Source organism: uncultured Roseobacter sp., assembly GCF_947495275.1.
Lineage (GTDB): Bacteria > Pseudomonadota > Alphaproteobacteria > Rhodobacterales > Rhodobacteraceae > Roseobacter.
This window is the reverse complement of record NZ_CANLYL010000008.1, coordinates 94,374-117,168: the sequence shown is the minus strand read 5'-3', so window position 1 is coordinate 117,168 and position 22,795 is coordinate 94,374. Positions and strand designations below refer to the sequence as shown.

At 57.9% G+C, this 22,795-nt stretch carries 23 protein-coding genes; 17 read left to right on the top strand and 6 right to left on the bottom strand.

The window, feature by feature from the left end:
• Positions 1-101 precede the first annotated feature (101 nt).
• Positions 102-1,493, top strand: a complete 1,392-nt coding sequence (gene mgtE, locus Q0802_RS15500) for a magnesium transporter (RefSeq protein ID WP_298919882.1) — start codon at positions 102-104, stop codon at positions 1,491-1,493.
• Entirely contained in the window at positions 1,490-2,053 is a 564-nt protein-coding gene (locus Q0802_RS15495; protein WP_298919880.1) for a 5-formyltetrahydrofolate cyclo-ligase, read from the top strand. Before mgtE ends, Q0802_RS15495 begins: the two co-directional genes overlap by 4 nt.
• Here the strand turns inward: Q0802_RS15495 and Q0802_RS15490 are convergent.
• Positions 2,050-2,883, bottom strand: a complete 834-nt coding sequence (locus Q0802_RS15490) for an SDR family NAD(P)-dependent oxidoreductase (RefSeq protein WP_298919878.1) — start codon at positions 2,881-2,883, stop codon at positions 2,050-2,052. The genes Q0802_RS15495 and Q0802_RS15490 overlap by 4 nt on opposite strands.
• Positions 2,884-3,009: 126 nt before the next feature.
• On the opposite strand from Q0802_RS15490, the gene Q0802_RS15485 reads away from it, so the two are divergent.
• The 4 genes from Q0802_RS15485 (at position 3,010) to Q0802_RS15470 (ending at position 6,849) form a co-directional block, all read left to right on the top strand.
• Positions 3,010-3,822, top strand: coding sequence for a TIGR00282 family metallophosphoesterase (locus Q0802_RS15485; protein ID WP_298919876.1), 813 nt, complete (start codon positions 3,010-3,012; stop codon positions 3,820-3,822).
• The gene (locus Q0802_RS15480) at positions 3,819-4,730 is read left to right on the top strand and encodes a DMT family transporter (RefSeq protein WP_298919874.1); all 912 of its coding nucleotides are present in this window, start codon (positions 3,819-3,821) and stop codon (positions 4,728-4,730) included. Before Q0802_RS15485 ends, Q0802_RS15480 begins: the two co-directional genes overlap by 4 nt.
• A 54-nt stretch (positions 4,731-4,784) precedes the next feature.
• Positions 4,785-6,563, top strand: coding sequence for an SLC13 family permease (locus tag Q0802_RS15475; protein WP_298920150.1), 1,779 nt, complete (start codon positions 4,785-4,787; stop codon positions 6,561-6,563).
• 121 nt (positions 6,564-6,684) lie between these two features.
• Positions 6,685-6,849 carry a hypothetical protein gene (locus Q0802_RS15470; RefSeq protein ID WP_298919872.1) on the top strand — a complete coding sequence of 55 codons (165 nt, stop codon included), beginning with the start codon at positions 6,685-6,687 and terminating at the stop codon, positions 6,847-6,849.
• A 108-nt stretch (positions 6,850-6,957) separates the two neighbouring features.
• Here Q0802_RS15470 and Q0802_RS15465 read toward each other — a convergent pair whose 3' ends face one another.
• Positions 6,958-8,730 (bottom strand): SLC13 family permease, encoded by a 1,773-nt coding sequence (locus tag Q0802_RS15465; RefSeq protein WP_298919870.1) that lies wholly within the window; start codon positions 8,728-8,730, stop codon positions 6,958-6,960.
• 62 nt (positions 8,731-8,792) lie between these two features.
• Here Q0802_RS15465 and Q0802_RS15460 point away from each other — a divergent pair, with 62 nt between their 5' ends.
• From Q0802_RS15460 to Q0802_RS15445, 4 genes are all read left to right on the top strand, one after another.
• The gene (locus Q0802_RS15460) at positions 8,793-9,275 is read left to right on the top strand and encodes a hypothetical protein (protein ID WP_298919868.1); all 483 of its coding nucleotides are present in this window, start codon (positions 8,793-8,795) and stop codon (positions 9,273-9,275) included.
• Between the two features lie 98 nt (positions 9,276-9,373).
• Positions 9,374-9,778, top strand: a complete 405-nt coding sequence (locus Q0802_RS15455) for a hypothetical protein (RefSeq protein ID WP_298919862.1) — start codon at positions 9,374-9,376, stop codon at positions 9,776-9,778.
• A complete protein-coding gene (locus Q0802_RS15450; protein WP_298919860.1) occupies positions 9,775-10,044 on the top strand; it encodes a hypothetical protein in 270 nt (89 codons plus the stop codon). Before Q0802_RS15455 ends, Q0802_RS15450 begins: the two co-directional genes overlap by 4 nt.
• A 67-nt stretch (positions 10,045-10,111) precedes the next feature.
• The gene (locus tag Q0802_RS15445) at positions 10,112-10,852 is read left to right on the top strand and encodes a YebC/PmpR family DNA-binding transcriptional regulator (protein WP_298919859.1); all 741 of its coding nucleotides are present in this window, start codon (positions 10,112-10,114) and stop codon (positions 10,850-10,852) included.
• A gap of 78 nt (positions 10,853-10,930) precedes the next feature.
• On the opposite strand, the gene Q0802_RS15440 is transcribed toward Q0802_RS15445, so the two are convergent.
• The gene (locus Q0802_RS15440) at positions 10,931-11,188 is read right to left on the bottom strand and encodes a hypothetical protein (protein WP_298919857.1); all 258 of its coding nucleotides are present in this window, start codon (positions 11,186-11,188) and stop codon (positions 10,931-10,933) included.
• A 79-nt stretch (positions 11,189-11,267) separates the two neighbouring features.
• Positions 11,268-12,179 (bottom strand): LysR family transcriptional regulator ArgP, encoded by a 912-nt coding sequence (locus Q0802_RS15435; RefSeq protein WP_298919855.1) that lies wholly within the window; start codon positions 12,177-12,179, stop codon positions 11,268-11,270.
• An 89-nt stretch (positions 12,180-12,268) separates the two neighbouring features.
• Here Q0802_RS15435 and Q0802_RS15430 point away from each other — a divergent pair, with 89 nt between their 5' ends.
• From Q0802_RS15430 to Q0802_RS15400, 7 genes are all read left to right on the top strand, one after another.
• Entirely contained in the window at positions 12,269-12,868 is a 600-nt protein-coding gene (locus tag Q0802_RS15430; RefSeq protein WP_298919853.1) for a LysE/ArgO family amino acid transporter, read from the top strand.
• A 39-nt stretch (positions 12,869-12,907) separates the two neighbouring features.
• The gene (locus Q0802_RS15425; RefSeq protein WP_298919851.1) at positions 12,908-13,813 is read left to right on the top strand and encodes a DMT family transporter; all 906 of its coding nucleotides are present in this window, start codon (positions 12,908-12,910) and stop codon (positions 13,811-13,813) included.
• 76 nt (positions 13,814-13,889) lie between these two features.
• Positions 13,890-14,465 (top strand): transcriptional regulator BetI, encoded by a 576-nt coding sequence (gene betI, locus Q0802_RS15420; RefSeq protein ID WP_298919849.1) that lies wholly within the window; start codon positions 13,890-13,892, stop codon positions 14,463-14,465.
• Positions 14,462-15,970 (top strand): choline-sulfatase, encoded by a 1,509-nt coding sequence (gene betC / locus Q0802_RS15415; RefSeq protein ID WP_298919846.1) that lies wholly within the window; start codon positions 14,462-14,464, stop codon positions 15,968-15,970. Before betI ends, betC begins: the two co-directional genes overlap by 4 nt.
• 42 nt (positions 15,971-16,012) lie before the next feature.
• Positions 16,013-17,470, top strand: coding sequence for a betaine-aldehyde dehydrogenase (gene betB, locus Q0802_RS15410; protein WP_298919844.1), 1,458 nt, complete (start codon positions 16,013-16,015; stop codon positions 17,468-17,470).
• 85 nt (positions 17,471-17,555) lie between these two features.
• On the top strand, positions 17,556-19,214 hold the full coding sequence (gene betA, locus Q0802_RS15405) for a choline dehydrogenase (RefSeq protein ID WP_298919842.1): 1,659 nt from the start codon (positions 17,556-17,558) through the stop codon (positions 19,212-19,214).
• A 65-nt stretch (positions 19,215-19,279) separates the two neighbouring features.
• Complete coding sequence (locus Q0802_RS15400; RefSeq protein WP_298919841.1) at positions 19,280-19,780, top strand: thermonuclease family protein; 501 nt, start codon at positions 19,280-19,282, stop codon at positions 19,778-19,780.
• Between the two features lie 89 nt (positions 19,781-19,869).
• Here Q0802_RS15400 and Q0802_RS15395 read toward each other — a convergent pair whose 3' ends face one another.
• Together Q0802_RS15395 and Q0802_RS15390 are read right to left on the bottom strand one after the other, a co-directional pair.
• Entirely contained in the window at positions 19,870-21,270 is a 1,401-nt protein-coding gene (locus Q0802_RS15395; protein ID WP_298919840.1) for a helix-turn-helix transcriptional regulator, read from the bottom strand.
• Positions 21,271-21,503: 233 nt separating this feature from the next.
• A complete protein-coding gene (locus Q0802_RS15390) occupies positions 21,504-22,724 on the bottom strand; it encodes a multidrug effflux MFS transporter (protein ID WP_298919838.1) in 1,221 nt (406 codons plus the stop codon).
• Positions 22,725-22,795 lie beyond the last annotated feature (71 nt).

Genomic DNA, 22,795 nt, shown 5'->3' with positions numbered 1-22,795 from the left:
TCTCTAGGCGCTGCGGTTGCCAAGGACAATGTCGGGCGTCGCGGCATTGTAACCTTGCAAGCGGGCACTTATGGTCCGGCCAAGACCAAAGGGAGGCGCCGATGTCAGATCAGACCGCAGAGCTGGAGACAGAGACCGACGACGACGCCTACGTGCTGGACCCCAAGGCGATTGCCGCGATCCTCTATGCGGTTGAGATTGACGATCAGGCCAAACTGACGGAGTTGATGGAGCCGCTGCACGCGGCGGATATTGCGGACCTTCTGGAGCAGATCAACGCCTTTGACCGTGCGCGGCTGGTGCGTCTTTATGATCGCGAGTTCGATGGCGAAATCCTTTCGGAGCTGGATGAGGCGATCCGCGAGGAAGTGATCGCAATCCTGACGCCGCAGGTGCTCACGCAAGCTGTGCGGGACATGGACAGCGACGACGTGGTCGATCTGGTCGAAGATCTCGAAGACGATCAGCAGGAGGCCATTCTCGACGCGCTGGAAGATGTTGACCGCGCGGCGGTTGAGCAGGCGCTTGGATATCCGGAGTATTCCGCTGGTCGTTTGATGCAGCGCGAGATTGTCATGGCGCCCGAGCACTGGACCGTTGGGCAGGCGATCGACCATCTGCGCAACACGCCGGAAGAGGAATTGCCAGACCAATTCTACCATATCGTGATCGTCGACCCGCGCCTGCATCCCATCGGCAATGTCACTTTGGGCAAGCTGATGCGGTCGAAGCGGGCCACCAGACTGATGGATTTGTTGGAGGAAACCTTCCAGATCATCCCGGTCATGCAGGACGAATCCGACGTGGCCTATGCGTTCAACCAGTATCACCTGATTTCCGCGCCGGTGGTTGATGATGAGGGACGTCTGATCGGGATCATTACCATTGATGATGCCATGGCGGTGCTGGACGAGGAACACGAAGAGGACATTCTGCGCCTCGCCGGTGTGGGCGAGGGATCGCTCTCTGATCGGGTGATCGAAACGACGAAACAGCGCCTGCCGTGGCTGGCGGTGAACCTTGTCACCGCCATTGCTGCCAGCATGGTCATTGCTCAGTTTGAGGCGGCCCTCGCGCAAATCGTGGCGTTGGCGGTGCTGATGCCGATTGTGGCGTCGATGGGGGGCAATGCCGGAACGCAGTCGCTGACCGTGGCGGTGCGGGCCATCGCCACCAAGGACCTCACCGGTGCCAACGTCTGGAGGGTGATCCGGCGCGAAGTGCTGGTCGGGCTGGTGAACGGGATTATCTTTGCGATCGTCATGGGAATCGTCGGGGTCATCTGGTTCGGTTCACCGGTTCTGGGGTACGTGATTGCCACGGCCATGGTGATCAATCTGGTCGTAGCGGGACTGGCGGGAACGGTGATACCGGTGGTGCTGGAACGGGTCGGGGTTGATCCCGCACTGGCATCGGGGGCTTTCGTGACGACCGTAACGGATGTTGTGGGCTTCTTCGCGTTTCTGGGGCTTGCCGCCATGGTGCTTTTGTGAGCGCGCTGGCCGAGATCAAGGATGCGGCCCGCAAAGCCGGTTTTGCGCGCCGCAAAACGGCACATGCCAACGACATCGGCACCGGAGCTGGCGTCCTCTCGGGGCTGCTGGCAGGCTTTCGCGGCGTGCCGCTATCGGGATATATGCCGATCCGGACGGAGATTGACCCGACCCCGGCCATGGCCGAAGCCGCAGCCCATGGGCCTGTCGGCATCCCTGTGATCATGGCGGCGGGACAACCGTTGAAATTTGCCCTTTGGGAGCCGGATATGCCCTTGGTCGCGGGTCCTTTCGGCGCGCGTATCCCAGAGAATCCAGAATTTTTTGAGCCGGAAATCGTGATCGTGCCGCTGGTGGCCTTTGACGCCGCGGGTGGCAGGCTTGGATATGGCGGCGGGTTTTATGACCGCACGCTTGAGCTTTTGCGCGCCAAACGCCCAACGCTGGCCGTGGGGTTTGCCTACGCGGCCCAGGAGGCTGAAACTCTGCCGCTGGAACCCACCGATCAGACGCTCGATATGATCGTGACAGAGGTCGAGGTGATCGACCTGCGCGCCTAGCCTTTTTCGAAAGCGGCAAAGGCTTCTTGCCAGTCGGGATGCCAACGCGACAGTGGCGGGCGGTTTTCCGCAATATCGCCCGCGCCCCAGAGGACGCGCCGTGCATCCGTGGCCTCATCGACCATGTTGTCGGGGCACAGAATGTAGAAATCTCCCTGACTGACCCGCTGGAAGAGATAGGTGACACACTCCTCGCTCGTCCAGGCACCGGGGGGTTTTTCCGGCATGAAGGCCGCGATCATCCCGGTGTAGGTGAACCCGGGGACAAACAGATGCGCATCAATTGGCGCACCGGCTTCGCGCAACTCGTGTGCCAATTGTTCGGTCAGCACTTTCACCGCGGCCTTGGCGGCATTATAGGCCGGGTTGCCGGGCGGTGTGGTGATGCCCTGTTTTGAGCCGGTATTGATAACGGCGGCAGGTCTTCCCGCAGCAATCATGCGCGGCACAAAGGCCTGGACACCGTTGAGCACGCCAAAGAAATTCACATCGAATGTCTTGCGCCATGCAGCGGGGTCTTCCCATGTGGACGAGCCGATCCCGATACCTGCGTTGTTCATGACAAGCGCCACGTCGCCCAGCCCAAAGGCCTTGTCCGCAAGATCCGAGACGGCTTCTGCATTCGAAACATCTGTGACCTGTGTTTGAACGACGACCCCCGAAGATGCCAAAGCCTCTGCCGCGTGACCCAAGGCCTCCTCGCTGATATCGGCCAGCAGCAGGTCAAACCCCGATGCAGCCAGAAACTCCGCAGCAGCGAAACCGACACCACTGGCCCCGCCCGTGATGACTGCCAACCCGCCCGCTTTTTTGATTTCCTGCCACGCCATGATCCACCTCCGTTCATCGTTTCAAGATCACTCTAGGCGTTACACGCACGTGCGCCTATCGCGAAACGCGCCAGAATTTTGGGTGATCCCCTTGCCCTGAAGCCTTGCGCGCCATAGGCATCGCATATGAAACTCTTGTTCCTTGGCGATGTCATGGGTCGCGCCGGACGGCGGGCGATCACCGAAAACCTCCCCCGTCTGCGGGAGGAATGGAAGCTTGATTTCGTCGTGGTCAATGGGGAGAACGCGACCTCGGGCATCGGGTTGAGTGGCGCGCATGCCAAAACCCTGCTGGAGGCGGGCATAGATTGTCTGACGCTTGGTGATCATGCGTTCGATCAAAAGGATATGCTGCGGTTTGTCGAACAGGAACCGCGCGTGATCCGCCCCCTGAACTTCTCGAAGGCGGCGCCCGGAAAAGGCGCGCGGCTTTTCACTTCCAAGAACGGACGTAAGGTGCTGGTCACGCAAGTGCTGGGGCAGGTCTTTATGAAACGGCCGTTTGATGATCCGTTTTCAGCGCTTGAGCCGGTCCTGAAATCCCATCCGCTGGGCGGCATGGCACAAGCGGTGATTGTCGATGTTCACTGTGAAGCTACATCCGAGAAAATGGCGATGGGGCATTTCTGCGATGGCCGTGCCAGTCTTGTGGTAGGCACTCACACGCACGTGCCGACAGCCGATGCGATGATCCTGCCGCGCGGTACCGGGTATCTGACGGATGCGGGCATGTGTGGGGATTATCACTCGGTTATCGGGATGGAGAAAAGCGAACCGCTCCGGCGTTTCATCACTGGCATGCCCAAGGAGCGTTTTACGCCCGCCAATGGCGTTGCCACGCTGTCCGGCGTTTATGTTGAGACTGATGACCGCACAGGCGCCGCTCAACGGATTGCCATGGTGCGCAATGGTGGGCTTTTGGAAGCTGCCGCACCGTGAGCCAACACAGCCGCCGGGAGATCATAGTTTTCAGCGCGGTGCTGATCATCATGGGCGCGGGGTGGGGTGCGACGCAACCCCTGGCCAAGATCGCTGTTTCCACCGGCTACAAGCATTTTGGCCTGATCTTCTGGCAACTCTTCGTTGGTGCTTTGTTGATGGCGGTGATCTGCGCCTTGCGTGGAACGCGCTTGCCGCGGGGCCGTCGCCAGATCGGCGTTTGTCTGATGGTGGCGACGGTGGGCACTATGATCCCGAATACGACCTCCTATCAGGCTGCTGTGCATCTGCCATCCGGCATTTTGTCGATCCTGTTGTCGATGGTGCCGATGTGGGCATTCCCGATTGCGCTGGCGATGAAGCTCGATCAGTTTTCTGTGCGGCGGTTCTTTGGTCTTCTTCTTGGGCTTTGTGGTGTTCTGCTGATCGCGGCACCGGGCGCTTCGGCGCTGAACCTGTCGGTTTTCTGGGTCCTGATCGGTTTGGTCAGCGGTATTTGTTACGGATTGGAAGGCAACCTCGTCGCAAAGTTTGGCACCGCCGGCATGGACCCGTTTCAGGTGCTTTACGGCGCTTCGCTGATGGGGGCTGCGATCATGCTCCCCGTTGCCATTGCGTCAGGTCAGTGGATCGCACCTGTCGAAGGTCTGACACGTGAAGGCAGCGCATTGGTGCTCGCGTCGGTCATTCACGTCGTGGTTTACGCAGGTTACGTCTGGCTGGTCGGACGGGCAGGATCGGTCTTTGCGGTCCAGGTCAGCTATCTGGTGACCGGCTTCGGCGTGATCTGGGCCAAACTCATCCTGGATGAAGCTTATTCTGCGGGCATTTGGGGCGCTTTGCTGCTCATGTTTGCAGGAATGTATCTGGTCCAGCCGCGTGCGAAAGCGGCGCTTGCTCCTGCCTGAGCAATCGGCCAAACTCACCTACGGTAGTAAAGCGCAGAGGCAGGATCCCTGGTGATACCCTTTATCGAACTTACGCCCAACGTAAGCGCCGTGCTGACCCTCACAGTTGTTGTGATCATGTTTATCCTTTTTGTCCGGGAGACTTACCCGACGGAGGTGATTGCGATCACCGGGGCTGCGCTGATGTTGCTTCTGGGTGTTCTACCTTACGAAAACGCGCTGACCGTGCTGTCGAACCCGGCCCCCTGGACCATTGCTGCCATGTTTATCGTGATGGGGGCATTGGTGCGGACAGGGGCGCTGGAAGTGTTGACACAGATGGCTGAGCGCTATGCCAAAACCAATCCGCGCATGGCCGTGGCGGGGGTGATCCTGTCGGTCATGGGGGCCTCTGCAATCATGAACAACACACCTGTTGTCGTGGTGATGATCCCGGTCGTGGTGCAGCTCAGCCAGACCCTTGGGGCGAAGGCGTCCAAATTCCTGATCCCGCTCAGCTATGCCGCGATCATGGGCGGCTCTCTGACGTTGATCGGCACCTCCACGAACCTGCTGGTTGACGGGGTTGCACGCGGGCAGGGGCTGGAACCCTTCACAATTTTTGAGATCCTGCCCATTGGTCTGGTGGTCTGTGTTTGGGGCCTTCTCTACATGTCCATCCTTGCGCCCAAATTGCTGCCAGACCGTGACAGCATGGCGAATATGCTCTCTGACCGCTCCAAGATGAAATTTTTCACCGAAGCGGTCATCCCGCCGGACAGCAATCTGATCGGTCGCGAAGTCCTGAGCGTGCAGCTTTTCAAGCGGGAAGGCGTTCGCTTGATCGACGTGGTGCGCGGCGATGCCTCCTTGCGGCGCAATCTGCAAGGCGTTGAATTGCAGGTAGGTGACCGGGTGGTTTTGCGCACCCAGATGACCGAACTGCTTGGCCTGCAGGCGAATAAGGAGCTGAGACCGGTCGATCAGGTGTCTGCGGTGGAAACAACCACCGTTGAGGTTTTGATCACGCCGGGGTGCCGTATGGTTGGCCGGTTGCTGGGGTCCATGCGTCTGCGCCGGCGCTATGGTGTGTATCCGCTGGCGGTCCACAGGCGGAATCAGAATATCGGTCGACAGCTTGACGATCTGATCGTGCGGGTAGGGGACACGCTGCTGCTGGAAGGTGCGCCCGCAGACATTCAGCGATTGGCGGCGGACATGGACATGGTCGATGTCTCACAACCCTCCGTTCGGGCTTTCCGGCGCAGTCACGCGCCCATCGCAATTGCGGCTCTGGTCGGGATCGTCCTGCTCGCCGCTTTCAATGTAGCCCCCATTCTCCTGTTGGCCGTCCTTGCCGTTGCGCTGGTGCTGGTGACCGGCTGCATTGATGCGGACGAGGCGTTTTCGTTTGTAGACGGTCGGCTGCTGGCGTTGATCTTTGCGATGCTGTCGGTGGGGGCAGCGCTGCAGCATTCCGGCGCCGTCGCGATGATCGTGGATGCGGTCTCCCCTGCTTTGATGTCTTTGCCGCCCAGTCTGGTTGTGCTGGTTGTGTTTTTAATGACCTCGACTTTCACCGAAATCGTGTCGAACAATGCTGTTGCGGTGATCATGACGCCGCTGGCCATCGGGTTGGCAACTGCGCTTGGGTTGGACCCCCGGCCACTGGTTGTCGCGGTGATGATTGCGGCCTCCTGTGCCTTTGCCACTCCGATTGGCTATCAGACCAACACGCTCGTCTATGGTCCCGGTGGCTACAAGTTTACCGATTTTATGCGGCTGGGCATCCCGCTGAACCTGAGCACTGCGCTTATTGTATCGATGATCATCCCGCTGATCTGGCCATTGTGAACACAAATGCTGCTATGCAGCAATTGCAGGCCTGCTTTTCGTTTTTGTGCGTTGAAGATTGAGGGTTTGGTCATCATGTTTCCGCTATCAGAACATCCGGTTTTGATGAAAGGAAAGTCAGATGACACGTATGATGACAAAACTGAAAGCTGCCGCCGAGAAGCGCGCGCAGTTCACCCGTACCTACAACGAGCTGCGCTCGATGTCGCGCGCGGTCGCTTGGGATTTGGGGATGTTTCCCGAAGATGCCTATGAGGTGGCTTACCGCCACGTCTACGGGCGCTAGAAGCCCCAGAATGAGCGTCAGAAGGGCGCTCAACCGAAATTCATTCCGCCCGCGTTTTGCTTCATGCAGAGCGCGGGCGTTTCATTTGGTTTCCGCAAATCCCCCTGCTCAAAGCGGCCAGACGACCAAGATTACGGGAATGGAAACGGCAACGACGATGACTTCCAACGGCAAGCCCATGCGCCAGTAATCCCCGAATTTGTAGCCACCCGGGCCCAGAATGAGCGTATTGTTCTTGTGGCCGATCGGGGTGAGAAACGCGCTGGAAGCAGCGACCGCCACGGCCATCAGGAAAGGATCGGGCGAGACCCCCAGTGACTGCGCCATCTGGATGCCCACCGGTGCGGCGACAATGGTTGTGGCGGTATTGTTGAGCACATCCGACAAGCTCATGGTGACGATCATCAGGACAGTCAGAACCGCCCATGCGGGCAATCCTTCCGTCCAAGATACAAGTGCGCCGGCGATCAATTCTGTGCCGCCTGAGCTTTCCAGCGCGGCCCCCAGTGGGATCATCGACCCCAAGAGGACCACGACGGGCCAGTTGATATGATCATAAAGCTCCGCCAGCGGCACAATGCGGGCTAAAACATAAGCCACGACAACCAGCCCGAGCGCGATTGGCAGATACAGCAGACCAAAGCTTGCCGCCGCGACAGCGCCGCCAAAGAGGCCAATAGCGAGCCAGACTTTGCGGTTCTCGGTCACCGCCAGACCACGATCCGCCAAGGGCAGACAGCCCAGCCAGTCGGTAACATCGGCACCGGTATCCCGAGGCACCAGCAGTAACAGTATATCGCCCGTTTTGATGTCGGTCTTGCGCAGGTGTTTGACGATCCTCCTGCCTTGCCGGGAAATGCCCAGAAGCACCGTGCGTTGCCGCCAGGCCAGCCCGATGGATTGCGCCGTCTTGCCATTGATCCGCGCACTTTCCGGAACGACAACTTCGATGATTTCAACGCCTTCGCCATCGGCGCGCAGAGCCTCTTCGCGTTTGGCGTCGGCCACGGTCAGATCGAGGCTGGTGCGGAATTCATCGAGCGCTTCGGGCGTGGCCTCCAGTACAAGCGCATCACCGGCTCGAAGGACCGTGTTCCGTGCCTGACCGTACCGGCGTTTTCCGTCGCGGATCAGGCCCAGAATGGCGACGTCAGCTTTGTCAGCCGCCTCTGTGAGTTCCGCGACGCGATTGCCGATTTGCTTGTTACCCTCGGGCACGGTGAGTTCGGCGATGTATTGCGAAATTTCAGTGGCGCTCCCCTCCGCATCATTACCCTGTGGGATCAGGCGCCAGCCGATCAGCGCGACGAAGATCAGACCGGCGATGGCAGCGGCCCCCCCGACGGGTGCAAAGTCGAACATCGCAAAAGGTGTTCCCAGGGCATCTTCGCGGATTGATGCGATGATGATGTTGGGCGGTGTGCCGATCAGGGTGGCCATCCCGCCCAGAATGGTGGCAAAGCTCAGGGGCATCAGGCTCAGGCCCGCAGGTCGCCCGGCCTTGCGGGCGGTCTGGATATCGACCGGCATCAGGAGTGCCAGGGCTGCCACGTTGTTCATGAAGGCCGACAAAACGCCGCCAATCGCCCCCATCAGCGCGATATGCGCGCCCAAGGAACGTGACGCATCCACCAAGGTCCGGGTGATCAGGAATACGGCACCTGACCGCACCAGACCGGCGGATACGATCAGAACCAGAGCAACCACAAGCGTGGCCGGATGGCCAAACCCCGAAAAAGCATCCTTGGTGGGCACAACACCAAGTACAACGCCGATCATCAGGGCGGTAAAGGCCACGATGTCATAGCGAAAACGCCCCCAGAGCAGCAGGCCGAAAACCGCGCCGAAAAGACTGAAGAGGATAATCTGATCAGTTGTCAATTGGGTGGCTCCATGCTCTTGATCCGGGGTCTCTTTTTGCCTCAACTGTGGTTATGTCTGATTTGAACTTTTTAATCACCAACGGATTTTCGACAGCCTTGGAAGAGGCCGGAAAGCTGGGGCCAAGGGCGGCTTCGAAAGCCAAACTGCGCATTTTTGGGCTGATCCGGTATCTGCGCGGGATCGAAGGCAGTTGGCGAAACCCAGATCATTTGCGCTGGAATCACGTTCAGGAAGCGCGCCACATCCGGAAAGATTACCCGCCTGCGGAGTTCGGCGCCTTTCTGAGTGATTTGGAGAAACCGGTTCGATTTGACGACATCAAGGGCCTGAAAGATTCCGACGCAGAAGGCTATTTTGCGCGGTTCCGGTCCCGGCGTTTTGAATTGGCTTGCCTGGTTCTTTACACGGAGATGCCGGATCGGAGATTGGCTTTTGTGTCAGTGGGCAGCTTGGCAGATAGCAATCGCAGGCTGAAGGCATTGTCTGATGCCAAACATGCAAAGCTGTTGATTTCGCAGGTGCGGGCTTTGCCGAAGCCTTAGGGATGCGTGCGCTGAAACCTTGACAAAAGAGGTTCCGAAGGCTACGTGTTGTCTTGCAAGGCAACATGCATTTTGACGCTATTCAGATATGGTGACCCATGACCGACGTACAAATCAATGCTGGCATCGGTGCTAAATCCGCTAAACGCGCGGCGACCCGCAAACCGGCACGTACAGTGAAAACCGCAGATAAGCCGCTTGCGGTGATGGATGAGGATACCCATTCTGAGGCTTTCGAGGCGCTCGATCCGTCAGAGAAATACGCAGTATTTCGGGACGTGGGTGAAGAGCTTGCGCGGGTTTTGGGGGCGCAGGTGATCGCGCAGATGCTCAATGAAACGCCACTGAGCGGGCGCGAGATTGGCGCCAGGCTCGGGTTTGATCATAGTGCGCTGTCGCGGATCGCGCGCGGTGACTCCAAAACCGGGCCAACCTTGTGGAAGGTTTTCGCGCTTGCCGAAGCGCTCGGCTACCGGATTGAGCTGAACGCCGTCAAAAAGTGAACCTGACCAGTCTGATTTCGGATATTCTGATCCTTGGACCCGCGATCTGGGCATGTTCGCGATTGGTCCGTTCCCGGTGGCATGAGATCACTGCTGAACGTATGGCAGACGAGGGTGCGGCACCGGAACTCGTTCAACTGAAACGCGAAGAGGCCCGGTACTATCAGGATTTCGCCAGAGTGATGCCCAACTGGATGTTGGCGGCCCTCACGATCGGTTTGGCGTTGCGTCTCTATCTGATCCTCAAAGCATTCTGGGTGGTTTAGGCCAAGGGGTTGAGCGCGCCGCTTGGCGGCGATAAACAACGGCAAAATCAAAGAATGGAACCCTCCTATGGCCGGACACTCAAAATGGGCAAATATTCAACATCGCAAGGGGCGCCAGGACGCCGTGCGCGCCAAGTTGTTCTCCAAGTTGAGCAAGGAGATCACGGTGGCCGCCAAGATGGGCGACCCGGACCCGGACAAGAACCCACGTCTGCGACTGGCGGTGAAGGAGGCCAAATCGCAATCTGTGCCCAAGGACGTGATCGAACGGGCCATCAAGAAATCGCAGGCCGGTGAAGGCGATGACTACGAGGAAATCCGCTACGAGGGATACGGCCCCAACGGGGTCGCGGTCATTGTCGAAGCGATGACCGACAACCGCAACCGCACAGCCTCGACCGTGCGCTCAACTTTCACGAAGAATGGCGGCAACCTGGGCGAGACTGGCAGCGTCGGTTTCATGTTCGACCGCAAGGGCGAAGTGACCTATCCCGCAGAAGCAGGGGACGCGGATACCGTGATGATGGCCGCGATCGAAGCCGGTGCGGAGGATGTTGAAAGCTCGGAAGATGGCCATGTGATCTGGTGTGCGGATACCGATCTGAATGACGTGGCAACAGCGCTCGAAGAAGAATTGGGTGAAAGCGAAAGCACCAAGCTGGTCTGGCGGCCGACAACCACGACGGACATGGATCTTGACGGTATGCAAAAGCTGATGCGGCTGATTGATGCTCTCGAAGACGATGACGACGTGCAACGCGTCACAACCAATTTTGAAGCATCCGATGAGGTCATGGCGCAGCTTTGATCGCCAGACAGCCTCGATAACGACATAACGCCGCCCGGTAACAGGGGCGGCGTTTTTTACGAAAACGTAGGAACGGTTTTAGCGGGGTTGGTTGCAGTCCGTGCAGAAAAGCGACCGCACAAACCAACTCCAGCTTTGAACGGGCTCTGTCGGTGTGGTTCGTGCACTGCGATTGATGCGCTTGATCAGATGCTTGAGGTCGGTGAGTTTGCGGCGCGCGCCGCTGCCGCCGGCCTGGCTCTGCACAGACAAAATTTTCTTCTGTGTCTGAAGGGCGGATTCAATCATTTCGATATCTTTCGCCGTCAGGTCGAGATTTTGAGAATTATCCAGCATGAGCCTATCCTTGTTACCTTCCCACTATATGGGGAACATAAAGGGATACGCCAATCATCTTGGATGAGATTTCTGTGAATTAATATTTCTGCTTCACTCTTTCGTGAGGGATATTAACAAGTTGTTCCCGCGCAGCGGAAAAAATCGACTTGCTGAGGGGCTCCAGGGCCTTTGCCATCAGGCGACTGGTTTGCCAGTAAAGCGGCACATCCAGAGGGCAATCCGGCATCAATGTCACAAGCGTTCCGTCGTCCAGGTGGCGCTGCACGATGCTGAGGGGGTTCAGGCCCCACCCCAACCCCAGCAGGCAGGCATCCACAAAGGCATGGGTGGAGGGAAGGTGATGCGCCGGCGGCGTCAGTTTTTCCCCCGTAGCATTCCTGATCCATCGGTGTTGCAGATTGTCCTTGGCATCGAAATTCATCATCGGTGTCTGCACGAGCGATCGAGGGGTGACGCCATCGTCAAACCAACGGGCCACAAAGGCCGGGCTCGCCGTGGCCACGTAACGCAACGCCCCCAAAGCGGTGCTGCTGCACCCTGCTGCCGCCTGCGCCTGACCCGTGATCGCTGCGCTGACCGCGCCACGCAGCAACCAGTCGGTGGAATAATCCTGATCGTCAATCAGCAGCTCAAAGAACGTACCAGCGTTTCGCGATAAGCCTGAGACAAACCAGGTCGCCAGACTGTCCGCATTGACCGCGATCCGGATGCGCGCCGCAGACCGGTTTGTGTCTGGTGCAATGTCCTGAAGAACCTGGGTTTCCAGCAATGTCACGTCGTCGGCGTGCCGGGCAAGCCTTGTTCCGGCGTCCGTGGGTGTGCAGGGTGTTCCACGATAGATCAGGATTGCGCCCATACGTTCTTCCAAAGCCTTGATGCGCTGAGAAATTGCCGAAGGCGTTACATTCAACTGTGCGGCAGCACCTTCAAAGCTGCCGTGCCGCACAATGGCGGAAAGTGCTGCGAGCTGAGCGGGGTCCAGTATCATTAGCAAACCTTAATATGCGTTCAGATATTTAATTTGAGTAATCTCGCTTAGCAATCTAGTCAATGCAGTGACATCTCAGGAGCCATTTTGTGATTGATACTTTCCTTCCCGGTTATCTGCTCAGCCTGTCGCTGATCGTGGCGATTGGTGCGCAAAACGCCTTTGTTTTGCGCCAGGGGTTGCGCAGGCAACATGTTTTCTGGGTGTGCCTGACCTGTGGTCTTTCCGATGCCATCCTCATTGTCGCCGGTGTCGCGGGGTTTGGCGCGCTGGCGGAGAAAGCGCCCTGGTTTGAGACCGCGATGCGCTATGGCGGGGCAGTTTTTCTGCTGTGGTATGGCTGGCGAAACGCGCGATCCGCCTGGGAAGGCGGCCACGTCCTGCAGGCCGAAAATGGCGCAGGGGCCCCGCTTGTTCCGACGGTGCTGACGCTTCTGGCGCTCACCTGGCTGAACCCGCATGTCTACCTCGACACGGTTGTTCTGATCGGGTCGATCTCGGCTCAATACGACAATCGGTTGGTGTTTGGGGCAGGCGCGGTTCTCGCCAGCATCAGCTTTTTCTTTGCGCTGGGATACGGCGCGCGGTTGCTTGCGCCGCTCTTTGCACGTGCCTCAAGCTGGCGCGTTCTTGACGGGCTGATAGCCCTGACCATGTGGGCAATTGCCGCCGGTTTGTTGTTCGCATAACCCCTTGCAGTCTGTAGCGAAAAAGTATGTCTATGGCGCATGGCTACACGCACGCCCTCCCGCCCACTGACAGGTATCTTCTGGATGCTCGTGACAGGGTTTTGCTTCGTCGCTGTCACGGCATTGGTCAAATATATGGGCCCTCGCCTGCCACCGGTGGAAATGGCTTTCCTGCGCTACCTGCTCGGGCTGGTGTTCCTGATCCCGGCCATCGGATCGCTACGCGCGGCGCATTTGACAAAACGGCAGTGGGGATTGTTTGGGGTGCGCGGTCTCGTGCACGGCTGCGGCGTGATGCTGTGGTTTTTTGCAATGGTGCGCATTCCGATCGCGGATGTCACCGCGATGAATTATCTGGCCCCGGTTTACGTGACCATCGGTGCCGCCCTTTTTCTGGGGGAGAAACTGGCTTTTCGCCGGATCGCCGCTGTCTGCGTGGCGCTGATCGGCGCGTTCATCATCCTGCGCCCGGGTTTTCGCGAGATCAGCAGCGGTCATCTGGCGATGCTGTTTGCGGCGGTTGTCTTTGGCGGCTCTTATCTGACCGCCAAGGTCATGGCGGATGAGGTGAAACCTGCCGTCGTTGTGGCCATGCTCTCCATTTTTGTGACCATTGTGCTGGCCCCATTCGCGATCTTGCAATGGGTGACGCCAACGATTTCAGATCTTGTGTTGCTCTTCTGTGTGGCCTGTTTTGCGGTGGCTGGACATTATACAATGACGCTGGCCTTTGCGGCGGCCCCCCTGACCGTGACCCAGCCCGTGACCTTCACCCAGCTTGTCTGGGCCGTCTTACTTGGATATCTGGTCTTTGACGAAGCCGTTGATATCTGGGTGATTTTTGGCGGCGTTGTCATCCTTGCTTCGGTTGTTTTCATTACCTGGCGCGAAGCGGTGCTGAAGCGTGGGGAGACGACACCGACCGTGCACGCCACCAAAGTCTGATATCCCTTTTTTATTGATTGACTGATCAATAAAAAACCCGCTATCTGATGCATCGTTGTAGCCGGAGGGGATTCCCGTGCCAAAATTAGGAATGGAGCCGATCCGCCGGACGGCGCTTGTTGAGGCAACAATCGCGGAATTGGCCTCAAAGGGGTCGATGGACATCACCGTCGGGCAGATTGCCAAGCGGGCGGGCATGTCCACAGCCCTTGCGCATCACTACTTCGGCGGTAAGGACCAGATATTCCTGGCTGCGATGCGCCAGATTCTCCGCGATTTTGGTGGTGAAGTGCGTCGGGAACTGGCTGCAGCACAATCGCCAAAGGCCCGGGCCATCGCTCTGATTGAGGCAAGCTTTTCGCCCACCTGTTTTGCACCCGACACGGTGAGCGCATGGATGACGCTTTATGCCCAGGCGCCCACAAACCCCAACATGCAGCGGCTCTTGCAGCTTTACCAGCGCCGCTTGCAATCGAACCTTTGTCATGCGCTGCGTCCGCTGTCGGATCACCCAAATGACCACGCAGAAACCCTGGCCGCGCTGATCGACGGGCTTTATCTGCGTGCGGCCCTGTCGCGCTCGCCCAGCCCGGATGCGGCGCGGGAACGGGCGTTGAATATGCTCAATATCCTGCTGGAGGATCACCCATGACCAAGCCGAACATCCTGATCCTGATGGTGGACCAGCTCAACGGTACGCTTTTTCCCGATGGCCCGGCGGAATGGTTGCATGCGCCAAACCTCAAGAAGCTCGCTGCAAGGTCGACACGGTTTCGCAATGCCTATACGGCGTCACCGCTTTGCGCGCCGGGGCGCGCGGCTTTCATGTCGGGCCAGTTGCCATCGGCCACAGGTGTGTATGACAATGCTGCCGAATTTCCGTCGGCCGTTCCGACCTATGCGCATCATTTGCGGCGTGCGGGCTATCAGACCTGCCTGTCCGGCAAGATGCATTTTGTTGGGCCCGAGCAATTACACGGCTTCGAAGAGCGCCTGACCACGGATATTTATCCGGCTGATTTCGGCTGGACGCCTGACTATCGCAAACCCGGTGAGCGGATCGACTGGTGGTATCACAACATGGGTTCGGTGACCGGCGCAGGGGTCGCTGAAATCTCCAACCAGATGGAATATGACGACGAGGTGGCTTTTAACGCCACGCGCAAGCTCTACGATTTGTCGCGTGGTGCTGACGCACGTCCCTGGTGCCTGACGGTCAGTTTCACGCATCCGCATGACCCCTATGTTGCGCGCAAGAAATACTGGGACCTCTACGAGGACTGTGCGCATCTGCTCCCCGAGGTGCCGGCGATCCCCTATGAAGATCAGGACACGCACAGCAAGCGCATTTTCGACGCCAATGACTGGCGCAGTTTTGACATCACCGAAGAAGACATTCGCCGGTCGAGGCGGGCCTATTTTGCCAATATCAGCTACCTTGACGATAAGATTGGCGAGGTCCTGCAAACGCTGGAGGATACCCGGCAGGAAGCGATTATCCTTTTTGTCTCTGACCACGGTGACATGCTGGGAGAACGCGGGCTTTGGTTCAAAATGTCCTTTTACGAGGGATCATCGCGTGTGCCGCTGATGATCTCGGCCCCACAGATGGCCCCGGGCCTGCAGGTCACGCCGGTGTCCAACATCGATGTCTGCCCGACGCTTTGTGACCTTGCCGGCGTGTCGATGGACGACATCATGGACTGGACGACAGGCGTGTCGCTGGTGCCCATGGGGCAGGGGCAGGAGCGCAGCGAACCGGTGGCGATGGAATACGCCGCCGAAGCCTCTTACGCGCCGATGGTTTCGCTGCGCTATGACAAGTGGAAGTACAACCGCTGTGTTCTGGATGCGGATCAGCTTTTTGATCTGGAGGCCGACCCGCATGAGTTGACCAACCTTGCGGAAGTTGCCGAGCATCAGGGGACGTTGCAAACCTTGCGCGCCAAATCGGAAGACCGCTGGGATCTCGCCGCTTTTGATGCCGATGTGCGCAAGAGCCAGGCGCGTCGCTGGGTTGTCTATGATGCGTTGCGACAGGGGGGGTATTACCCGTGGGACTACCAGCCGCTGCGTGATGCGTCCGAGCAATACATGCGCAATCACATGGACCTGAACATTCTCGAAGACAGCAAACGTTTCCCGAGGGGCGAATAACCTGTCCTCGACCAAGTAACCCTGCCGGAGGCAAGACTTCAAATGACTTATCCAACCCAACCGACCGCCAGCCACTTCATCAATGGCGCCTATGTGGAAGACACATCCGGCACGCCGATTGACGTGGTCTATCCAGCGACCGGCGAGGTCATCGCAACCGTATATGCGGCGACCCCGGCGATTGTGGATCAAGCCATTGCCAGCGCGAAAACCGCGCAAGTAGCTTGGGCAAAAATGACCGGCACCGAGCGGGGCCGCATCCTGCGGCGCGCAGCCGACATCATGCGGGAGCGCAATCATGACCTCTCCGTTCTGGAGACGTTTGACACTGGTAAGCCCTATCAGGAAACCAGTGTTGTGGATGCCACCAGCGGGGCGGATGCGCTGGAATATTTCGGCGGCATGGCGGCGACACTTACTGGAGAACATATCCAGCTGGGGGAGGATTGGGTGTACACCCGGCGAGAACCTCTTGGTCTTTGCGTGGGCATTGGCGCGTGGAACTATCCCACCCAGATCGCCTGCTGGAAAGGCGCGCCTGCGCTGGCCTGCGGCAATGCGATAGTCTTCAAGCCTTCTGAAACGACGCCGCTTTGTGCGTTGAAAGTCGCCGAGATCCTGCATGAGGCAGGGCTTCCCGCAGGCCTCTACAACGTCGTTCAGGGCATGGGTGAGGTTGGGGGCGCATTGGTCAGTGATCCCCGCGTCGACAAGGTGTCTTTGACAGGCTCAGTGCCCACCGGGCGCAAGGTCTATGCTGCTGCCGCCGCCGGGATCAAGCATGTGACGATGGAACTGGGTGGCAAGTCTCCGATGATTGTTTTCGAGGATGCGGACATCGAAAACGCTGTCAGCGGGGCGATCCTTGGGAATTTCTATTCCTCCGGGCAGGTCTGTTCGAACGGCACACGCGTGTTTGTGCATGAGGACATCAAGGAGGCCTTTTTGGCGCGTCTGAGTGCGCGGCTTGCAGGGGCCGTGATTGGGGATCCGATGCAAGTGGAGACCAGTTTTGGCCCCATGGTATCAGAGCGGCAGATGAACATCGTTCTGGATTATATCGCCAAGGGTCAGGCGGAAGGTGCGCGTCTTGTAACCGGTGGCACCCGACTTGATCGCGATGGGTTTTATCTGCAACCGACCGTCTTTGCGGATGTGACGGACGATATGACCATCGCCCGTGAGGAGATTTTTGGCCCTGTCATGGCGGTGCTCGATTTCACCGATGAGGATGATGTGTTGGCGCGTGCCAATGATACTGAATTCGGTCTGGCAGCTGGCGTGTTTACCCGTGATCTGGCGCGCGCACACCGTGTTGCCTCGGGATTTGAGGCAGGCACCTGCTATATCAACACATATAACGACGCACCGGTGGAGGCGCCTTTTGGCGGCTCGAAGGCATCGGGTGTCGGGCGCGAAAATTCCAAGGCCGCCATTGAGCACTACAGCCAGTTGAAATCTGTCTATGTGCGCATGGGCGATCTGGAAGCGCCCTTTTAGGCAAATGTGATCCAAAGGTGCGCTGACGCGCACGCGATATTTCATGCGCGTGCCGCGCCGCTTTGAGGCGAAGTGAGACGAGAAAATGCAAGCGGATTTTGTGATTGTAGGTGCTGGAAGTGCCGGTTGTGCAATGGCGTATCGTTTAAGCGAGGCGGGCGCGTCAGTCATTGTCATCGAACATGGGGGCACGGATATCGGGCCCTTCATCCAGATGCCTGGCGCATTGTCTTATCCGATGAACATGAAGCGCTATGACTGGGGATACAGCTCGGAGCCTGAACCGCATTTGAACAACCGAAGGCTGGTGTGTCCGCGCGGAAAGGTTATTGGCGGGTCGTCCAGTATCAACGGTATGGTCTATGTCCGCGGACACGCCAGGGACTTCGATCACTGGGCAGAACAGGGGGCGGATGGCTGGTCCTATGCGGATGTGTTGCCCTACTATAAGCGGATGGAGACGTGGCACGACGGCGGTCACGGCGGTGATCCGTCCTGGCGCGGCAGTGATGGTCCTTTGCATGTGAGCCGTGGTCCCCGAAAAAATCCGTTGTATCAGGCATTTGTCGAAAGCGGGCGGCAGGCAGGCTATGAGGCAACCGACGACTACAACGGCCAGAAACAGGAAGGTTTCGGCCCGATGGAGCAGACGGTCTGGCAGGGCCGTCGGTGGTCGACAGCAAATGCGTATCTGCGGCCTGCCCTGAAGCGCGACAATTGTACTTTGGTCAATGCGCTGGCGCAGCGTGTCGTCATCATGGATGGAAAGGCGACGGGTGTTGAGGTCCTTCGTGGCGGCACCCGCGAAGTGATACATGCAGCGCGCGAGGTCGTCCTGGCGGCCTCATCCATCAATTCGCCGAAGCTGCTCATGTTGTCCGGTATCGGTCCGGCGGCACATCTGTCCGAGCATGGTATTGACGTTATCGCTGACCGTGCGGGCGTGGGCCAGAATTTACAGGACCATCTGGAGGTCTACTTCCAGATGGCCGCCAGTCAGCCCGTGACGCTCTACAAATATTGGAACCTGATTTCGAAAGGGCTGATCGGGGCCCAATGGCTTTTGACCAAGAAAGGGTTCGGCGCGTCCAACCAGTTTGAAAGTGCGGCCTTCATTCGCTCGCAGGCCGGTGTCGACTACCCGGATATTCAGTATCATTTCCTCCCTCTGGCGGTGCGATACGATGGTAAGATTGCAGCTGAAGGTCATGGTTTTCAGGCACATGTCGGGCCCATGCGATCGCCCTCGCGTGGCGCTGTCACCCTTGCATCTTCCAACCCGGCAGATGCACCGCGGATTTTCTTCAACTACATGTCGACCGACAAAGACTGGCAGGATTTCCGGCAGTGTTTGCGCCTGACGCGGGAGATATTCGCCCAAGAGGCCTTCAAGCCGTTCGTCAAACACGAAATTCAGCCCGGAGCGGCCGTTCAGACCGATGAGGAGCTTGATACATTTATCGCCGAGCATGCCGAAAGCGCCTATCATCCTTGCGGAACTTGCCGCATGGGGCGCGCGGATGATCCTTTGGCGGTGGTCGACCCGGAAGCCCGGGTGATCGGTGTCGATGGTTTGCGCGTTGCCGACAGCAGCATCTTTCCCCGGATCACCAATGGCAATCTCAATGCACCGTCGATCATGGTGGGGGAAAAAGCCTCTGATCACCTTCTGGGGCGACCTGCTTTGGCCCCGTTAAACGATGCACCCTGGCTTCATCCCCATTGGGACACAAGTCAGCGTTAACCGCTCGGTAACCGACGTTAAAACTTCGACTTGTTTCGAGTAAATTTGCGCGTCATAGGAGCGACATGGGTAAATTGTTTCTGGTTTTGTTGGTGGGCACTCTCGCAGTTCCTTTTGGGTCTTACGCGGCGGATACCCTTTCTGGGTCCGTTCGGGTGATCGATGGTGACACCCTTGCTATCGGTACCACACGAGTCAGGATTTTTGGTATCGATGCCCCTGAGGCGGATCAGACCTGCACCACAATGCAAGGTGCAAAGTGGAAATGCGGAGCTTGGGTTTCTGCCGAAGTAGAAAAGCGGTTCGGTGGCCGACAGGCGACATGTGAGCCAATGGCGGTGGACCGCTATGGCCGGACGGTCGCGCGATGCCATGTCAACGGTGAGGATATTGGCGCTACGCTGGTGTCAGAAGGTCTTGCCTTTGCTTATCGGCAGTATTCACAAGACTACGTATTAGCCGAAAAGGGTGCCGCCGTCAGAGATGTGGGACTGCATGCGAGCCAGATGCAGACCCCATCTGAATTTCGCGGATTAAAAGCCGCCTTCCCGGCCACCCCCGGCTAAATCGACGGAGACCGATCCGGTGATCACGGGGCGGTCTCGCGTTTCCGGTTGGTGAGTAAGCGATATTCAGCGTTCGTTTGCGAACCTCATTAGCCAACTTGGTAAGGCAAGATGCTTCTGAGGTTGGGATCCACGCGCAGTTTGCGCTCAAGAGGTGGAACGGCGCGTTGATGGCAATGCGCTCTTTCACAGATGCGACAGGAAATTCCGATGGGTTCAAATGCGCCGTCGCGGTTCAAATCCATGCCATCGGCATAAACAAGATCGCGCGCGTGGCGCACCTCACATCCAAGGGCGATGGCGTAGCGGCGAACCGGTGCGCCGAAACGTCCCGCAGGCTTTGAGACATCACGGGCGAGGTTGATGTAGCGCACACCGTCCGGTGTCTCAGCCAGTTGCCTTAGGAAACTGCCGGGCTGTTCGAAGGCGCGATGCACGTTCCACAACGGACAAGCGCCACCAAAACGGGCAAACTGCAATCTGGTTGCCGAATGACGCTTTGTAATGGTTCCGGCCTGATCCACACGGACGAAAAAGAATGGAATGCCCTTAGCGCCGGGGCGTTGCAGCGTGGACAACCTGTGCGCCACTTGTTCGATGGACGCGCCGAAATCGCCAGCCAAGGCTTCGACATCGTGACGGCATGCGTGTGCTTTTTGATGAAAGACCGTGTAGGGCATCAAGGCTGCGCCGGCAAAATAATTGGCCAGCCCAATTTTTGCGATTGCGCGCGCTTCGGCGGAATGAAAACGTGCCAGATCAAGCGTCGCCTCCAGCAATGCATCCTGTTTGACCAATGCAACTTGCAACAACAACTGAAACGTCTGGCTCTCAGGGGGCGCGCGACGCGCGAGAGAAAGCTGTTTGGTTGCCGGATCGTAATGCCGCAAATTGTCAGTATCGGAAAAAACGACTTCCACGCCACTGTTTCCCAGCGCTGAAACCGCTGCCACCCGGATGTTGCGGTGCCCGCCCTCTTTATTTGCAAAATGCTCCGCTGCGCGGTCTACTGCGTCGATGTAGTTGTCACAGTAGTGGAAAAAATCGCGTACCTCTTCCCAGGGGCTCGGGGTGGCACGCGCATCTTCCCGGCCCAGTGCCTCATCAAGGGACGCCAGACGTTCCTGCATTTGCCGGTAGCTGCGGTGCAATTCCAGAAAGGCATGCGCGAAGGCCGGGGCATTGGACGCGGCCAGTCGCAAATCCGCAAGCGGTGGCAGCGCATCTGCAAAAAGCGGATCGGCAATTGCCTCGCGCATGTCACTGACCAGCCTTTCGCTGTCACCAGCACTTAGCTCAGTCACATCCAGACCGAACTCCTGAGCCAATGCGAGCACCACGGTGGTGGAGACCGGTCGGTTGTTATTCTCCATTTGATTGAGATAGGGCAGGGAAACACCCAACTTGGCCGCGAAGTCTTTTTGAGTATGACCAAGCCGGGTACGCAGTTCGCGTAACTTAGCGCCAGCATAGAGCTTCTGGGTGGCCATGCCGCATGCCCTCCTTACGTGCATTTTGCAACTTTGCAGATTCGGCAAATCTATATTTGCAAATTCCATGGAGCAAGGTGCCGCGCCGTGGTTAACAATCGGTTTACTATGTTCCGCTCGTAAAGAAGATCGCGAAATACACAAATCCGCCGCGCGCGCGTGTCAGAGCAATGATCGCCCTGTGGCCGTTCAATTTTGGGCCTTCGCCTGGGTTAAACGCGTCCTGGAAGCTGTCACAAGTGCAAGGCAAGCCGCCGTTCGCGGCGATAAACCATCAGAATCGAGATAACCGCCGCCAAGGATGTCGCAACCATGATGTAAAGCAGGGGGAATGCGCCGGTTTCGGGGCCCAATAACGCGCCAGCCAGAACGCTTAAGGCGGCGCCGCCGCCGATCATGATCGCGCCGCCTAGACCTGATGCGGTTCCCGCCAGATGGGGGCGCACAGACAGCATCCCTGCCGTTGCGTTTGGAATAACCAATCCATTGCCAAGGCCGACGAGTGTCATCAGCCCGAAGAAGCTCAAGGGGCTACCTTGTCCAATTAGGAATACGGTCAAAGATATCGAGACACCTGCGAAGTTGATCAGGCAACCGGTCAGCACGAGCTTGTTGATCCCGATACGCCGGGCCAGCATCCCGGTGAACATGTTTCCAAAAAAATAACCGACAGCAGGCGCGCCGAAGAAAATACCGACCCAGAAAGGTGACATGCCAAAGACAACCGACCCTACAAAAGGTCCGCCGCCCAAATAGGCAAAAAAGGAACCCGAGCAGAAGCTGGCGGCAAGAGAGTATCCCCAGAACCGTGGTGATACCAGCAATTCGGGATATTCGCCGAACTGTTGTGTGAGGCTCTTGTCGCTTTTTACGGCTGTTTCGCCCATGTCGGCCCAGGTCAGCCACCAAACAAGTGCGCCAAGCATCAAAAGCGCCCAGAAGTTCGATTTCCAACCGTATAGCTCATCCAGAATTCCGCCGAACATCGGGCTGATCATGGGAACGATCGCCATGCCCATGGTTACATATCCGATCATCGACGCAGCCTGGTCCTGATCGAACATGTCACGCACGGCAGCGCGGCTCAGAACCATAGCCACGGCGACAACGGCCTGGCACATGCGGAAAACCAGAAAAACTTCAGCGGTGGGTGCCAATATGCAGCCAATCGTGGCGACAAGGTAAATTCCGATACCCCATAGGATCACCGGTCTGCGGCCGAATTTGTCGGATATAGGGCCGATAAACACTTGCAGGACGGCGCTGATTCCGAGGTAAAGGCCGACTGATAGCTGCATCAAGCGATAGTCTGTCTGGTAATGCGCAGTCATGTTTGGAAGGCTTGGCAGGAACATGTTCATCACCATTGCAGACATGCCAGCCAATAAGATGAGTGTTGCAATGTGAGGTGGTGTTGTCCGATCAAGAAATCGGATGACTGGGGTATCGTTCATTCAGAATAGGTAAGACAGGCGCGATTTGTTGTCCACGCATAGCGGGTATGCTAAATTTGCATGTGTCAAAA